The following is a 14,310-nucleotide window of genomic DNA, read 5'->3' as shown; positions in this document are numbered from 1 at the left end:
CTGGCATGTTCATTCACAGGCAGCGCATGGAAGCGCGTACGGTTGTCGCCGTGGAGGCCACGATGCGCGTGGGTGACACGAAGGTAGAGGCGACGCTGGTCAATGCCTCGTCGCGCGGCTTGCTTGCTCTGGTGGCGTCGCCGCCTGCGCGCGGCACTCTCGTCGAGCTGGAAATCGGCGGCAATGCTCTCAGGGGCCAGGTACGCTGGCGCGGCGGCGACCGCTGCGGCATCGCGCTCAAGAACCAGATCAGTGTCGCCGACCTCGTCGAGGGAAAGGCCGTTCCGGTCGTCCAGGTGCCGGAGCGCCTGACGCGCCTAAGGCCGCTGGACATTTTCCGGGCCATGCTGGGCTAGTTCCTCGAGATTGGCGTTCCGTTTGCGCCGCCCAAGGCGCAGGCGGACCCCCGGGTCACTTGCGGGTGAGCACTTCCGCTACGCTCACGAACTCTTCCACCGACAGCGTTTCGGCGCGGCGCTGAGCGTCGATGCCGAGGGCTTCGAGCGCGTCCAGCGCGCCGGGCATGCCTTTGAGGCTCTGGCGCAGCATTTTGCGCCGCTGGCCGAAAGCGGCTTCGGTCACGCGCTCCAGCACCCGCATCGAAACCCCTTCGGGCGCCTCGCCGGGAACGACGTGGACGATCGCCGACATCACCTTTGGCGCTGGAGTGAAGGCGCTGCGATGGACCTTCAGGGCCAGCTTCGGCACCGAGCGCCACTGCGCCAGCACGGCGAGGCGGCCATAGGCGGAGATGTCGGGCTCGGCGATGATGCGGCGGGCGACTTCCTCCTGGAACATCAGCGTCAGCGAGAGCCACCGGGGCGGCCAGGCTTCGCTGGACAGCCAGCCGGTGAACAGTGCCGTGCCCACGTTGTAGGGCAGGTTCGAGGCGATGTGGTAGGGCCGGTCGAACAGCGTCTTCGGGTCGATCCTGAGCGCGTCGCCCTCGATCACCCGGAGCTTTCCGGGGAACGCTTCCTCCAGTTCGGCGAGTGCGGGAAGGCAGCGGCTGTCCATCTCGATCGCGGTCACGGAGGCGCCTGCGCGCAGCAGGGCGCGGGTCAGGCCGCCCGGACCGGGGCCGATTTCGAGGACCTGCGCTCCCTCCAGCGATCCCGGAATCGCGGCGATGCGGTCGAGCAGCTGCTCGTCGAGCAGGAAGTTCTGGCCGAGCGCCTTGGAGGCGGCGAGCCCGTGGCGGGCGATGACTTCGCGCAAGGGGGGCAGGGCAGGCCTGGTCATGACGCTCTCCTCGCTGCGCATTGCCCGGCCATGCGGATCGCGGCGATCATGGCGCCCGCGCTCGCCTCGTGCCTGCCGGCGATGGCGAAGGCGGTGCCGTGGTCGGGCGAGGTGCGCACGATCGGCAGGCCCAGCGTGACGTTGACGCCCTGGTCGAAGTCGAGCGTCTTGATCGGGATCAGCGCCTGGTCGTGGTACATGCACAGCGCCACGTCGTAGCGCTCGCGCTCGTGCGCCGCGAACAGGGCGTCGGCGGGGTGCGGGCCGGTGACGGCAAGGCCCTCGGCGCGCAGGGCGGCGATGGCGGGAGCGATGACGTCGCGGTCTTCGGTGCCCATCCGGCCATCCTCGCCGGCGTGGGGATTGAGCCCCGTGATCGCGATGCGCGGCGCGGCGAGGCCGAAGTCGCGGGCAAGAGCGCGGGCGACGATGCGGGCCTTGCGCTCGATCAGCTCGCGGGTGACGAGGCCCGGCACCGCGGCGAGGGATTCATGGACGGTCAGCGGGACCGTGCGCAGCGACGGTCCGGCCAGCATCATAACCGCGTCGTCATGGGCAAGCCCGCAGGCGTCGGCAAGGAATTCGGTCTGGCCGGGCTGGGTGAAGCCGACTTCGGCGAGCTTCGACTTGGCGATCGGGCCGGTGACGACCGCGCCGGCCTCGCCCGAGAGCGCAAGGGCGGTGGCGAGGGTCAGCGAGTGCAGCGCGAGGCGCGCGCCTTCGAGCGTAGGCCTGCCGGGCGAGGGCGCGCAGTCCTCGTCGCCGAGTACCGGAAGGGCAGTTGCGAACGCCGATGCGTCGAGCGGGGACGAGATGAGCGCGATCGGCAGGTCGATGCCGCGCGTGGCGGCGGCGGCGCGCAGCACGGAGGCGCCGCCGACGACGAAGAACGGGGCAAGTCCCTCTTCAACGCGCCGGGCCCAGGCCTGGGCGATCACCTCCGGGGCGATGCCGGCAGGATCGCCAAGGGATACGGCGAGGGGTACCGTCACGGTCATGCCAGCACCCGCGTCGGTCGATCAGTTGTATTCGATGACAGCGTCACGCCGCAGGTCGCGCAGGTAGGTCTGTGCGCGCTTGTTGACGCGGTCGTCCTCGAGCTGCGCCTGCAGCTGTTCGAAGCTCGGCCCGGTGTCGGTCTGCGGATCGTCGCGGCCGCAGAGCATGAGGATGCGGATGCCGTCCTCGAGCGAGCCGAACGGCGGCAGCGTCTCGCCGGGCGAGAGCTGGAGCACCGAGTTCTGGATCTGGGCGGGCAGGTCGCGCGCCTTGACCTGGTCGTTGGTGACGACTTGCGCGCCAAGGCCGGTGGCGACCTTGTCGACGTCGCCGCAGCCCTTGGCGACCTTCATCGCGGTGGAGAAGGCTTCGGCGCGCTTGCCGGCCTCAGCCTCGCTGATGCCCTTGGGGAAGGGCATCGAGATCTGCTTGAGCGCGAGGATCGCGTCGCGCGGATCGGCGGTGAGGACCTGGCGCTTGTCGATCAGGTAGAGGATGTCGAAGCCGCCGGGGACCTCGATCGGGCCGACGAGCTGGCCCTGCTCCATGTCGCGCGCGACGACCTGCAGTTCGCTCGGCAGCTGGGCGAGACGCACCCAGCCGAGATCGCCGCCGACGGAGGCGGTGGTGGCTTCGGAATACTGGCGCGCATAGGCGACGAAGCTGCCGCCCGTGCGCAGCTGCTGTACGATCTTGGTGGCGTTTTCATAGACCTGCTGGCGCGCGTCGGGCGCGGCCGAAAGGTAGATTTCGCCGAGCCGGTATTCCTCGGTGCCCTTCGCCGCCTTCATGCGGGCGAGGTTCTCGTTCACCTCGTCGTCGGAGACGTTGATGAACGGCTGGACGTTGCGCTGGAGCAGGCGCTGCCACGACAGTTCGCCGCGGATCTGGCGCTTGAGCGATTCCGGCGAGGAGCCGACGCGCTTGAGGTAGGCGTCCATGGCGCCGACGTTCTGGTTGAAGTTCTGCTGCGCGACGCGGGCATAGGACTGGTCGACCTCGGCCTGCGCGACTTCGACGGTGGCGGCCTTGGCTTCCTGGATCTGCAGAGTCTCGTCGATGAGGTTGCGCAGGATCTGCAGGCGCAGGCGCTTCATTTCCTCGTCGTCGATCTTGCCCTGGTTGGCCGCGACGATGAGAGCGAGGCGCTGGTCGACGTCGGTGCCGGTGATGACGTCGCCGTTCACGACCGCGGTGGCGCGGCGCATGTTCGGATTGTCGTTGCCGAAGATCTTCACATCGTCGGGAATGACGATCTCGCCCTGCGGGGCGGACTGGGCCTGCGCCACGCCGGCGCCGAGTGCGGCCGACATGGCCGCGATGCTTCCGACACAAAGGACGGCGCGCCTGATGAACCTGCTGCGATTTACTGCTTGCACCGTGATTTCAATCCCGTCTTCGACCGGCTCGGCCGGATCACAATCGAGCAGGAGGCCCCGTTTCAGGCCACCTGCCGCACCGTTCCCGCGCTGTGCCCGGCGGCGGCTTAACTGAAAATGAGCACACCCGATAGCGGCTTTGCCCGGGCCTGCCAATGTTTCGCCCGATGTTTCCGGGCAATGTCCGAAAAGCGCTCCGCCGGCATCGAAACGCGGGTCGATCAGTGAGCGCCGATGTTCTTCAGGGCGAAGCGCAGCTGGAACGAATCGCCTTTCTTGACGTCGCCCAGCGCCACGTAGTCGCGTCGCCAGGTGAGGGCGATCTGCAGGCAGTCGTCCTCGTAGGCCGCGCCGAAACGCGTGCGCAGCGGCTGGAAGCCGTTCGACCCGTTGGTCGGGTCTTCGCGGCGGTCGGTCATGTTGACCACGGCCGAGCCGAACAGCGACCAGTAGTTGGCGAAGGCGATGCGACCCGCGGCGCGCAGTTCCTCGCGGTCCTGGAGATCCTCGATGTCGCTGGCGATGTCGCGGTTGAGCTTGGTGTAGCCGACTTCGACGTAGGAGCGGGTGTTGCCGATGACCGCGTCGAATTCGTTGCGCCGCACCGCCAGGCTGTCCTTGTCGAGCCGGTAGCGGTGGACGAAGTTGATGAAGTCGCGGTAGCGGATTTCGGTCCGGCCGACGATGTCGGAGGTCTTGCTGCCGAGGCCCGTGCCGTTGGGCAGCAGCGACGCGCGGTTGCTCAGGCGCATCGACTGGCCGATGGTCGTCCGGATGCGCCAGCGCGGCCGCTCGAAGTTCCAGTCGAAGCCGTAGTTGAAGCGCACGCCGTCCTCGACCCGGTCGTAGCCGGGGAAGCGGTTGATCGCGAAGAGGTTGCCGGTGTCGAGGTCGATCGCGCGCGAATCCTCGTTCGGAATGTCGAGGTTCTTGAGCGTCGGGCTGGCAACCAGCTGCACACGCGGCGTCAGGACCTGGGTGCCGCCCAGCATCTGGCCGACCAGCGGCCACTTGACGTCGAGCGCGGCCGTGGCGATCCCGCGTCCCTGCCAGCCCTCGGTGCCGCGGTAGAGCGGCGTCAGAGTGTCGGCGTTCTCGTCCGAGTGATAGATGTCGCCGCGCACGAGGCCGGTCAGCGTGAGTTCCTGGCCCATCGAGGTCAGCCGGCGCAGAGACCATTGCCCGCTGGCGAAGGCACGCTGGGTGTCCTGCCCGTCGGCGCGGGTGATGGCGAGGGTGTTGAGCTGCGTCTCGATCTTGCCGCCCAGCAGCGGGTCGGCGAAGCGGCGGCGGTAGTCGATCACGGGGACGGCGAAGGGCAGCTGGCCCTGGGCCCGGTCCGACTGCATGGTCTGCGTGGAATAGCCCGCGATCGACAGGTAGCTGTCCTGGTCGATGCGCTCGACCTCGATCGTCGAGCGCAGGCGGTCGTCGCGGCTGATGTCGTAGCGGCGCAGGAAGGTGCGGTCGGTGGCGCGGCGGATCGAGGCGCTGACGCTCCAGTTCTCGTCCAGCTGGAAGCGGCCGTTGGCGAAGATGTAGCCGCGGAAGGATTTCTGGCCATCGACGCTGGTGTCGCTGCCGCCGAAGATCGGAATCTTGCTGCTGGCGGTGGCATAGCCGGTGATCTGGAACGCGCCGAGGTCGGTAAGCTGGCGATATTCGAGCTGGGCCATCGGCGCCGATTCGGTAAAGGCCGAAAGCGTGCCCGTCAGGTCGCGGTTCTCGGAGATCTTCCAGAAATACGACTGCGCCAGCTCGAAGCCGTTCGACGGGCTCGACCGGATGTCCGGCACCAGGAAGCCCGATACCGAATGGCCGTCGGTGCTGATCGTCATGCCCACCAGCGGCAGCTGGACGAGGCCGAACAGTTCGATGCGAGCGTCCTTGAAGCGCACCTGCTTCTCGGCGTCGGAGTAGATCACCTGCTTGGCGACGATCCGCCAGGTCGGCTGCTTGGGGCAGCCGTCCTCGCCGGTGACGTCGCAGCCGGTATAGGCCGCCTGGTTGAGGATGACGTCGCCGTTGGCGATACGCTCGCCGTTGAGCGCGGCCATGCGGCCGCCCTCGCGCATGACGAGCAGCATGTTCTGCATCATGCCGGTCTTGAGCTCGTCGGTCAGCTCGAGGCTTTCGGTGTAGAGCTGGTTGCCGTCCTGATCGACGAGGCGGACGTTGCCGCTGGCGAGAATCTTGCCGCTGTTGCGGTCCCAGGTCACGGTGTCGGCGCGGACGGACTGGACTTTGCCCTTCTCGTCCCTGCGGCGCAGCACGACGTTGCCCTCGGCGGTGACCTGTTCGCTGTTCTGCGAATAGGTCACGTCGTTCGCCTCGAAGGCGACCGGTTCGGCGTCGGCGGAGGCGGGCGTGAGCGGCGGGGCGGGCGGAGCGCCGTCGATCGGGCCCGTCTCGACGGGCCGCGAGAGGTCCTGTGCCAGGGCCGCGCCGGGCAGGGCCCAGAGCAGCGGAGCCGCGACGATCCCGAAGGCCAGCGCACGCAGCGAGAGGGGGCGCAAGCGGCTATCCGGGGTGAGGGCCGCGGTGCGGGCCATGACACGGTAAGGGGCTTGCAGCGGAATCTGCGCGGCGGGGAGCATGGCTTGCCTATCGCACCGGCTGTGCCTAACTGCAATCCAGTCATGCGGTGAAGCGCACAAGTTCAGCGCCTCGCCGGAAGAATCCAGGAGAATCCATGAAGATCCAGTTCCTTGAGGTGGCTGCCGACAGCTCCGCGCGCCTCGTTGCCCGCTTCGTAAACCAGGACGCAGTGCCCGCCGACATCGAGCCGGTGCTGGCAGGTGGTGCAAAGTTGGCACGGTTTTCGGGCAAGGCAGGACAGCTCTTCGAAGGTTTCGTGGATCGCGGCGGCCAGGTCGTGCGCGTGGCGCTGGCCGGCATAGGCGAGGCTTCGGCCAAGGACCGCAAGGGCGCGATCGAGCGCGCGGGCGCGTCGGTGGTCGCCAAGTACCTGACCAGCGGCGAGACGGCGCTGACGCTCGACCTCACCGGCGCCGGCCTCACGGCGGACGAAGCGGCCGGCGCGCTGCTGGGCGCGGTGCTGCGGGCGTGGCGCCACGACGTCTACCACACGAAGCTCAAGGCCGACGCCCGCCCCAGCCTCACCGACATCGCCGTCCTGGGCGCGCCGGAAGGCACCGAGGCGGCATGGGCGGTCGAGGAAGCGATCGCGGCAGGCGTCTCGTTCACCCGCGAACTCGTCACCGAGCCGGCCAACATCATCTATCCCGAAAGCTTCGTGGAGCGCTGCAAGGCGCGCATGGAAGGCACCGGCCTCAAGATCCGGGTGCTCGACGACAAGGAGATGGGCGAACTCGGCATGGGCTCGCTGCTCGGCGTCGCGCAGGGTTCGGTGCGGCCCGCGCGCATCCTTGTCATGGAATGGCGGGGCGGGGCCGAGGGCGAGAAGCCCGTGGCCTTCGTCGGCAAGGGCGTGACCTTCGACACCGGCGGCATCTCGATCAAGCCCGCCGGCGGCATGGAAGACATGAAGTGGGACATGGGCGGCGCCGGCGCGGTGGCCGGCACCATGCTCGCGCTCGCGCTGCGGGGGGCTAAGGCCAACGTCATCGGCCTGTGCGGCCTCGTCGAGAATATGCCCGACGGCAATGCCCAGCGCCCCGGTGACGTCGTCACCTCGATGTCGGGCCAGACCATCGAGGTCATCAACACCGACGCCGAGGGCCGCCTCGTCCTGTGCGACGCGCTGACGTTCGTGCAGCGCGAATACCAGCCCGCCAGGATCGTCGACCTCGCCACCCTGACCGGCGCGATCATCCTCAGCCTCGCGCATGAATACGCCGGGCTGTTCTCGAACAACGACGATCTCGCCGCGCAGCTCAATGCCGCCGGCGACGCCTCGGGCGACCGTCTGTGGCGCATGCCGATGGGCCCTGCCTACGACAAGATGATCGACAGCCCCATCGCCGACATCCGCAACGTCGGCCCGCGCTACGGCGGCTCGATCACGGCGGCGCAGTTCCTGGCTCGCTTCATCGAGAACGACACCCCCTGGGCGCACCTGGACATCGCCGGCACCGTCTGGACCGACAAGCCCGGCGCGACCTGGGACAAGGGCGCCAGCGGCTTCGGCGTGCGCCTGCTCGACCGCTTCGTGCGCGACACGCTGGAAGCCTGAAGAGGAAATCGCGGCTGATGCGCGTGGACTTCTACCAGCTCAGCCGCGACCCCGCCGAGGCCGCGCTGCCGCTGATCGCCCGCAAGGTGGTCTCCGACGGCTCGCGCCTGCTCGTCGTCTCTGGCAAACCGCAGCAGCGCGAGCGGATCTCGCGCGCGCTGTGGACGCTGGGGCCCGAGACCTTCCTCGCCAACGGGGAAGCGGGCGAGGGGCACGAGGATCGCCAGCCGATCCTGCTCTCCGACACGCCCGAGCCGGCCAACGGCGCGACGTTCCTGGCCATCGCCGACGGCCAGTGGCGCGAGGGTGCAGCGCCCTTCGCGCGCACGTTCTTCCTGTTCGACGATGAAACCGTCCAGCACGCCCGCCAGGTCTGGCGCGAGTTGCGCGCCCGCGAAGGGGTGGAGCATTACTACTGGAAGCAGGACGGCGGCCGCTGGGTTCAGGCGGGGTAGGGTCCGCCGACCGGGCCTCCGACTGCGCTCACCCCGCTGCGACTAGGCGGCAAGCCGATTCTCCCCCCCCTCGCTTGCGGGAGGGCCCCGGGGGCGGGCCAGCCTCCCTTGCGACCCATGCGAATCCCCGCTAGGGGCGCGCCCAACAATCACGCTTTCCATTTTCGCAAGGAACATCCCATGGCCGTCACCCGTACCTTCTCGATCATCAAGCCCGACGCCACCCGCCGCAACCTGACCGGCGCGGTCACCAAGATGCTCGAGGAAGCCGGCCTGCGCGTCGTCGCCTCGAAGCGCATCCAGATGTCCAAGGAGCAGGCCGAGGGCTTCTACGCCGTCCACGCCGAGCGTCCCTTCTTCGGCGACCTGGTTTCGTTCATGATCTCGGGCCCGGTCGTGGTCCAGGTGCTCGAGGGCGAGGACGCCGTGAAGCGCAACCGCGACATCATGGGCGCCACCAACCCCGAGAACGCCGACGCCGGCACCATCCGCAAGGAACTGGCCGAATCGATCGAGGCCAACTCGGTCCACGGCTCGGACTCGGAAGAGAACGCCGCGATCGAGATCGCCTACTTCTTCAAGCCGGAAGAACTGGTCGGCTGAAGCAGCGGATTAAATCTCTGTAACAAGGACGAAGGTCGCCGGTTTCGGCGGCCTTTTTCTTTGGAGCGACTCGCAGGCCGGGATAGCTTCCCGCGTCAGGTACTGGCGGGGCGGAGTCGGGGGGCTGAATGTCGATGGGCAGGACTATCATGATTGCTGCTTCGGTGTCGTTTTTGGGCGCCGTCCTCGTCTCGCTCGCCTCCGGTGGGGCCGGTCCTCTGGCGGTGAACCCGATCGAGGCTCACGCCGCTCCACTCGGCCCGCGCTGAATGCGGACGATATCGGCGTAGCGCTGCCCGGCCGCACCGATTGGGTTTGATCCACGCTGGATCGCTGCTGTATCATGCCCCGCAAAGGAGAAGCACGATGCAAGGCATGGGCGAGGCGAGCGAAAGCTGCCCCTTCGAATTCAATTTCGACGAGAAGACCTTCAAGGTCGGCGACACCGTCAGCTTCCGTGTCAACGGCAGCCTCGAAGGCTTCCCCTTCGCCGGCACGCTGGTCGAAGTGCACGAGGACCATGTCCTGATCGCCGGCGACCCGCAGGACCCGGCCAAGCTCTACCGCGGCACGCGCGAGAGCCGGCCGCAGGTGGATTACAGCGAAATCTGAACTTCAGAAGCTGTCGGCGGCGTCCATCAGCGCAGTCAGTTTCTTCGGTGCCACCGAGCGCCACGACCGGGCGAGCCAGTCGGCCACCGCGTCCCAGTCGGTATCGCCGAGGTCCAGGCGGATGCCGATCCAGCCGTCGCCGAAGTAGGCGGGGCGGAAGTAGCGCGCCTCGTCCTGCTCGATGAGCATGGCCTGTTCGTCCGGGCCGCTGATCTTGACGAGCAGGGCCACGCGGCCGTCGCCGTGGTGGTCGGCGCTGAAGTAGGCGAACTTCTTGCCCTTGACGATGCCGAAGCAGGCCATGCCGTGGCTGGTGGTCTCCTCGGCCTCGGGCTGGGCCATGGCGCGCTCGCGCACGCGCTGGAGCAGCCATTCGGGGTTCGCCTCGCGGGTCACGAGGTCGGCGAGGCAGCGCGAATAGAGCTGGTGCTCGGCGATCAGCACCCGCGCGGCCAGGGTGTCAGCGGTGTCGCCGGGCAGGATCGCGACCGGCGTCTGGCCGAGCACCGGGCCGTCGTCGAGTTCGGCGGTGACGAGATGGACGGAAACGCCGCCGTGGCTGTCGCCCGCCGCGATGGCGCGGTCGTGGGTGTGGAGCCCTGTGTACTTGGGCAGCAGCGAGGGATGGATGTTGACCATCCGGCCCTCCCACTTGCCGACGAACTCGGGCGTCAGGATGCGCATGTAGCCGGCGAGCGCCACCCACTGCGCGCCGCTGGCGCGGATCGCCGCGTCCATCGCCGCGTCATGTTCGGGGCGCTTCATGCCCCTGTGGCTGAGCGCGAAAGTCGCGACGCCCTCGGTCTCGGCCAGCGCCAGGCCCTTCGCCTCGGGATCGTTGGCAGCGACCAGCACGATCTCATAGGGGCAGTCGGCCGCGCGGCTGGCGTAGAGCAGCGCGGCCATGTTGGTGCCGCTGCCCGAGATCAGGACGGCGACTTTCTGGCGAGGGCGAGCCTCAGCCAAGGTGGACCGCTTCCCACGCCTCGCGCGCGGACCAGGTCTCGATCGAGCCCTGGACGGTGCAGCCCTTGTCGCCCGGCTCGATCGCGCCGATCACGAAGACCGTCTCGCCCGCCGCTTCCAGCTCGGTCTTGAGCGCGGCGGCTTCTTCCGCCGCCACGGCGAGGACCATGCCGATGCCGCAGTTGAAGGTGCGGGCCATTTCGGCGGGCTCGATGTGGCCCTGCGCCTGCAGGAACGCCATCAGGCGCGGCTGGGGCCAGGCGTCGGCGTCGATTCGCGCGTGAAGGCCCTTGGGCAGCACGCGCGGGATGTTCTCGAGCAGTCCGCCGCCGGTGATGTGGGCGAGGGCGTGGATGCGGCCCGCGCGGATGAACGGCAGCAGGCTCGTCACGTAGATGCGCGTGGGCGCGATCAGCGCGTCGATCAGCAGGATGTCGGAGTCGAACAGGGCGGGGCGGTTCAGCTTCCAGCCCTTGTCCTCGGCGAGCCGGCGGACCAGCGAGTAGCCGTTCGAATGCACGCCCGACGAGGCGAGGCCCAGCAGCACGTCGCCCGAGGCCACCTTGTCGCCGGTCAGCTGCTCGCCGCGCTCCACCGCGCCGACGCAGAAGCCCGCGAGGTCGTAGTCGCCCGCCGCATACATGCCGGGCATTTCAGCGGTTTCGCCGCCGATGAGCGCGCAGCCGGAGATCTTGCAGCCCTCGGCGATGCCGGCGACGACTCGCTCGGCGATGCCGCTCTCGAGCTTGCCGGTGGCGAAATAGTCGAGGAAGAACAGCGGCTCGGCGCCCTGGACGATGAGGTCGTTGACGCACATGGCGACGAGGTCGATGCCGATCTGGTCGTGCCGGTCGTGGTCGATCGCGAGCTTGACCTTGGTGCCGACGCCGTCGTTGGCGGCGACCAGCAGCGGGTCCTTGTAGCCCGCCGCGCGCGGGTCGAAGAAGCCGCCGAAGCCGCCCAGCTCCGCGTCTGCGCCGGGACGCGCGGTGGATTTCGCGAGCGGGGCGATGGCCTTCACCAGCGCGTTTCCGGCGGCGATCGAGACGCCTGCCTGCTCGTAGCTATAGCTCTTCGGAGAGTTATCGTCGGACATGTGGCGGCGCCTAGCGCTTTGTGACTTGGATTTCCATCGCCGTTTGGGCAAAAGGCCCCCGGTTTCGACAATGGCGTTCACGATCTCCCCAAAAATCCCGCGGGCTGCCCGCAAGGGTCCGTCCAGGAAAGCGGCGTTGGCGTGGGGCGGAGCCGCGCTCTTCGCGCTCGCCGCTCTGGGAGGGGCGCAGCTGATCGCCCAGATCGAAGGCGACCGCGGCATCGCCCCGCTCGCCAATTCCGAGGATATCCAGGTCAACGGCATCCAGGTCGACGTCACCGGCAAGACCGGGGCGGAGGCGCGCATCGCCGGGTGGAAGCAGGCGCAGAAGGAAGCCTGGAAGAAGCTGGGCGGGCCGGACATGCCGATCGAATCGATCGACGCGATGGTCTCCTCGGTGGTCATCGGCCACGAGCAGGTCGGCCCGCACCGCTACATCGCCACGCTCGGCGTCATCTTCGACAAGGCCAAGGCCGGGCAGTACGTGGGGGGCGCCGGCAGCGCCGCCGGCGTCGGCCCGCGCTCGGCGCCGCTGCTGCTGATCCCGGTGCTGCAGTCGGGCGGCGTGCGGCAGGTCTTCGAGGTTCGCGGGCCGTGGCAGCGCGCCTGGGCCGAGTTCCAGACCTCCACCAGCCCGGTCGACTATGTGCGGCCCACCGGCTCGGGCGGCGAATCGCTCATCCTCACCGCCGGGCAGGCGGGCCGCCGCAGCCGCCTGTGGTGGCGCACCGTACTCGGCCAGTTCGAGGCGTCGGACGTGGTGAGCCCCGTCGCGCGGCTAGAAAGGCAGTGGCCCGGCGGTCCGATCAACGGCACGTTTACGGCGCGTTACGGCCCGGACAACACCTTCCTCGGCAGCTTCACGATGACGGCCGCGACCGAGCAGGAACTGCCGCGCATGATGGACCAGGCGGTCACGCGGATCGACGGGCTCTACCGCGATGCGCTGCTGCAGGGCCAGCTTCAGCCCGATCCGACGATCAACGCCGGCGGCGCCGCGCTCGACCGTGCGTTCGAGGAACTGCGCCAGAAGCTCATGCCCCGGGGCGACGAGGGACCGGTTGCGGTGATCCCGCTCCCGGCCCCCACGATCCGCCCCGAAGACGTGACCGGCGTGCCGGCCGAGGCCGTGACCGTCCAGTTCGCGACGCCCGACGCCGCCGCGGTGGACGCGGCGCTGGCGGGCGTGCGCGGCGTACCGGGCGTGCAGGGTGCAGCGACCGTGAGCCTCGCCATCGGCGGCACCTCGGTCATGCGCGTGACGGTGGCGGGTGGCTCCGAACGCCTTGCCGCCGCCCTGCGCGGACAGGGCTGGAAGGTGTCGAGCGGGGGCGGTGCGCTGAGGATCAGCCGCTAGGGCTGCCTGCGCGATGAGGCAGATCGCCCTTCCGCTGTCCGCCGCCAGCGACAGCCCGCCGCGCATCGTCGTGGGCACCGCCAACGCGGCGGTGGTCGACGCCCTGCTCGAGCCGGGCCAGTGGCCGTTCCACACCGCCATTCTCTCCGGCCCCCCGCGTTCGGGCAAGTCGCTGCTGGCGCGCTGGTTCGCCGCGTCCGGCACCGGCGACGTCATCGACGACGCACAGGACATGGACGAGGCCGAGCTGTTCCACCGCTGGAACCGCGCGCAGGAGAGCGGCCGCCCGCTGCTGATTGTCGCCGACCGCCGTTTCGCACCCGGCGTCGATCCGGCCGAGGGCGAGGGCGCCCGCTGGCGCGTGGCGCTGCCCGACCTGTCCTCGCGGCTCGGGGCCGCGCTCGACCTCGAGATCGGCGAGCCCGACGACGACATGCTGGCGGCGCTGATCGAGGTCCACGCCGAGATGCGCGGGCTCGTTCTCGATTCTTCGGCGACGCAGTACCTTGCAGGACGCACCACGCGTAGCCACTTGGGCGTCGAAAACCTGGTCGCCGCGATCGACCGGCTCAGTCTGGAACGCAAGGCTCCGCCCACCATGGCGATCTGGCGCGACGCCCTGACCGAGACCAAAGGCGGGGGCACCGGCGAGTCATGAGGGCAACGATGTCGCACGAGAGTTGCAAACGACGCCGATTGATGGGAGGCTCGGGCAATGCTGGGTAATCTTGTCCGCTACCTGGATTCCATCGTCGCGCGCGATCCGGCGCCGCGTTCGCGTTGGGAAGTCCTGCTCTATCCCGGTGTCTGGGCCGTGTTCTGGCACCGCATCGCGCATGCGCTGTTCCAGGCCGACCTGTTCTTCCTGGCCCGCGTGGTCAACCACCTCGCACGGTTCCTGACCGCGATCGACATCCATCCGGGCGCGCAGATCGGGAAAAACTTCTTCATCGACCACGGCTTCACCGTCATCGGCGAGACCGCGATCATCGGCGACAACGTGACGATCTACCAGTGCGTGACGCTGGGCGGCTCCAATCCCACCAACGGCGTCGGCGGCAAGCGTCACCCGACGTTGGAGGATAACGTGATCGTCGGATCGGGCGCGCAGATCATCGGCCCCGTCACCATCGGCCGCCGCGCCCGCATCGGCGCCAGCGCGGTGGTGATCGACAACGTGCCCGAGGGCGCGACGATGATCGGCGTCAAGGCGCGCTCCACTCTGGTCAAGGCGGAGACCTACGCCAAGGACTTCATGCCCTACGGAACCCCCTGCAAGGAACCGTGCGAACCCGTCGGCGGCCAGCGCGAGCAGCGCATCGACGAGCTGGAGGAGCAGGTCGCCCGTCTCGGCGCGCTGGTCGAGGCGCTGCAGGCCGAGCGCGAGGACGAAACCCGCGTGGCCGAACGGGCCGGCGAGCCGTTGCTGAAAGGCATCTGATCCG

Annotated in this window: 14 protein-coding genes; 8 read left to right on the top strand and 6 right to left on the bottom strand. The window is 68.8% G+C overall.

The features are described 5' to 3' along the window. Positions 1–5 precede the first annotated feature (5 nt). Positions 6–356 carry a PilZ domain-containing protein gene (locus AC07M9_RS09280; RefSeq protein ID WP_494883196.1) on the top strand — a complete coding sequence of 117 codons (351 nt, stop codon included), beginning with the start codon at positions 6–8 and terminating at the stop codon, positions 354–356. Positions 357–411: 55 nt separating this feature from the next. On the opposite strand, the gene rsmA is transcribed toward AC07M9_RS09280, so the two are convergent. The 4 genes from rsmA to AC07M9_RS09260 all read right to left on the bottom strand — a co-directional run bounded on the left by rsmA (position 412) and on the right by AC07M9_RS09260 (position 6,172). After that, positions 412–1,242: a 16S rRNA (adenine(1518)-N(6)/adenine(1519)-N(6))-dimethyltransferase RsmA gene (gene rsmA, locus AC07M9_RS09275; RefSeq protein ID WP_494883194.1), complete on the bottom strand. Its 831-nt coding sequence runs from the start codon at positions 1,240–1,242 to the stop codon at positions 412–414. Continuing rightward, on the bottom strand, positions 1,239–2,240 hold the full coding sequence (gene pdxA / locus AC07M9_RS09270) for a 4-hydroxythreonine-4-phosphate dehydrogenase PdxA (RefSeq protein ID WP_494883192.1): 1,002 nt from the start codon (positions 2,238–2,240) through the stop codon (positions 1,239–1,241). Before pdxA ends, rsmA begins: the two co-directional genes overlap by 4 nt. 21 nt (positions 2,241–2,261) lie before the next feature. Next, positions 2,262–3,620, bottom strand: a complete 1,359-nt coding sequence (locus AC07M9_RS09265; RefSeq protein WP_494883190.1) for a peptidylprolyl isomerase — start codon at positions 3,618–3,620, stop codon at positions 2,262–2,264. Between the two features lie 221 nt (positions 3,621–3,841). After that, positions 3,842–6,172 (bottom strand): LPS-assembly protein LptD, encoded by a 2,331-nt coding sequence (locus AC07M9_RS09260; protein ID WP_494883188.1) that lies wholly within the window; start codon positions 6,170–6,172, stop codon positions 3,842–3,844. A 140-nt stretch (positions 6,173–6,312) separates the two neighbouring features. Here AC07M9_RS09260 and AC07M9_RS09255 point away from each other — a divergent pair, with 140 nt between their 5' ends. The 4 genes from AC07M9_RS09255 to AC07M9_RS09240 all read left to right on the top strand — a co-directional run bounded on the left by AC07M9_RS09255 (position 6,313) and on the right by AC07M9_RS09240 (position 9,446). Then, positions 6,313–7,776: a leucyl aminopeptidase gene (locus tag AC07M9_RS09255; RefSeq protein WP_494883186.1), complete on the top strand. Its 1,464-nt coding sequence runs from the start codon at positions 6,313–6,315 to the stop codon at positions 7,774–7,776. Between the two features lie 17 nt (positions 7,777–7,793). After that, positions 7,794–8,231, top strand: coding sequence for a DNA polymerase III subunit chi (locus tag AC07M9_RS09250; protein ID WP_494883184.1), 438 nt, complete (start codon positions 7,794–7,796; stop codon positions 8,229–8,231). A gap of 180 nt (positions 8,232–8,411) precedes the next feature. Then, entirely contained in the window at positions 8,412–8,834 is a 423-nt protein-coding gene (ndk, locus tag AC07M9_RS09245) for a nucleoside-diphosphate kinase (RefSeq protein ID WP_494883182.1), read from the top strand. 366 nt (positions 8,835–9,200) lie between these two features. Then, entirely contained in the window at positions 9,201–9,446 is a 246-nt protein-coding gene (locus AC07M9_RS09240) for a hypothetical protein (RefSeq protein ID WP_494883180.1), read from the top strand. Between the two features lie 3 nt (positions 9,447–9,449). Here the strand turns inward: AC07M9_RS09240 and purN are convergent, their stop codons facing one another. Together purN and purM are read right to left on the bottom strand one after the other, a co-directional pair. Beyond that, on the bottom strand, positions 9,450–10,412 hold the full coding sequence (gene purN / locus AC07M9_RS09235; protein WP_494883179.1) for a phosphoribosylglycinamide formyltransferase: 963 nt from the start codon (positions 10,410–10,412) through the stop codon (positions 9,450–9,452). Next, positions 10,405–11,508 (bottom strand): phosphoribosylformylglycinamidine cyclo-ligase, encoded by a 1,104-nt coding sequence (gene purM, locus AC07M9_RS09230; protein ID WP_494883178.1) that lies wholly within the window; start codon positions 11,506–11,508, stop codon positions 10,405–10,407. Before purM ends, purN begins: the two co-directional genes overlap by 8 nt. A gap of 70 nt (positions 11,509–11,578) precedes the next feature. Here purM and AC07M9_RS09225 point away from each other — a divergent pair, with 70 nt between their 5' ends. Genes AC07M9_RS09225 through epsC form a run of 3 tightly spaced genes read left to right on the top strand, consistent with a single transcriptional unit; the run spans position 11,579 to position 14,306 of the window. Next, positions 11,579–12,865, top strand: coding sequence for a heavy-metal-associated domain-containing protein (locus tag AC07M9_RS09225; RefSeq protein ID WP_494883176.1), 1,287 nt, complete (start codon positions 11,579–11,581; stop codon positions 12,863–12,865). 13 nt (positions 12,866–12,878) lie between these two features. Continuing rightward, on the top strand, positions 12,879–13,523 hold the full coding sequence (locus AC07M9_RS09220) for a P-loop NTPase family protein (RefSeq protein WP_494883174.1): 645 nt from the start codon (positions 12,879–12,881) through the stop codon (positions 13,521–13,523). Between the two features lie 57 nt (positions 13,524–13,580). Next, entirely contained in the window at positions 13,581–14,306 is a 726-nt protein-coding gene (epsC, locus tag AC07M9_RS09215; protein ID WP_494883172.1) for a serine O-acetyltransferase EpsC, read from the top strand. Positions 14,307–14,310: the final 4 nt, after the last annotated feature.

This window comes from Novosphingobium sp. GW821-FHT09E05, assembly GCF_059416165.1.
The sequence above is the reverse complement of the archived record's forward strand: the minus strand, read 5'-3'. Positions and strand labels throughout refer to the sequence as shown.

What these genes read in the sequence shown, in the direction of transcription:
- AC07M9_RS09280 (WP_494883196.1), top strand. Translation starts at nt 6, where the DNA reads ATGTTCATTCACAGGCAGCGCATGGAAGCGCGTACGGTTGTCGCCGTG.
- rsmA (WP_494883194.1), bottom strand. Translation starts at nt 1,242, where the DNA reads ATGACCAGGCCTGCCCTGCCCCCCTTGCGCGAAGTCATCGCCCGCCAC.
- pdxA (WP_494883192.1), bottom strand. Translation starts at nt 2,240, where the DNA reads ATGACCGTGACGGTACCCCTCGCCGTATCCCTTGGCGATCCTGCCGGC.
- AC07M9_RS09260 (WP_494883188.1), bottom strand. Translation starts at nt 6,172, where the DNA reads ATGGCCCGCACCGCGGCCCTCACCCCGGATAGCCGCTTGCGCCCCCTC.
- AC07M9_RS09255 (WP_494883186.1), top strand. Translation starts at nt 6,313, where the DNA reads ATGAAGATCCAGTTCCTTGAGGTGGCTGCCGACAGCTCCGCGCGCCTC.
- AC07M9_RS09250 (WP_494883184.1), top strand. Translation starts at nt 7,794, where the DNA reads ATGCGCGTGGACTTCTACCAGCTCAGCCGCGACCCCGCCGAGGCCGCG.
- ndk (WP_494883182.1), top strand. Translation starts at nt 8,412, where the DNA reads ATGGCCGTCACCCGTACCTTCTCGATCATCAAGCCCGACGCCACCCGC.
- AC07M9_RS09240 (WP_494883180.1), top strand. Translation starts at nt 9,201, where the DNA reads ATGCAAGGCATGGGCGAGGCGAGCGAAAGCTGCCCCTTCGAATTCAAT.
- purM (WP_494883178.1), bottom strand. Translation starts at nt 11,508, where the DNA reads ATGTCCGACGATAACTCTCCGAAGAGCTATAGCTACGAGCAGGCAGGC.
- AC07M9_RS09225 (WP_494883176.1), top strand. Translation starts at nt 11,579, where the DNA reads ATGGCGTTCACGATCTCCCCAAAAATCCCGCGGGCTGCCCGCAAGGGT.
- AC07M9_RS09220 (WP_494883174.1), top strand. Translation starts at nt 12,879, where the DNA reads ATGAGGCAGATCGCCCTTCCGCTGTCCGCCGCCAGCGACAGCCCGCCG.
- epsC (WP_494883172.1), top strand. Translation starts at nt 13,581, where the DNA reads ATGCTGGGTAATCTTGTCCGCTACCTGGATTCCATCGTCGCGCGCGAT.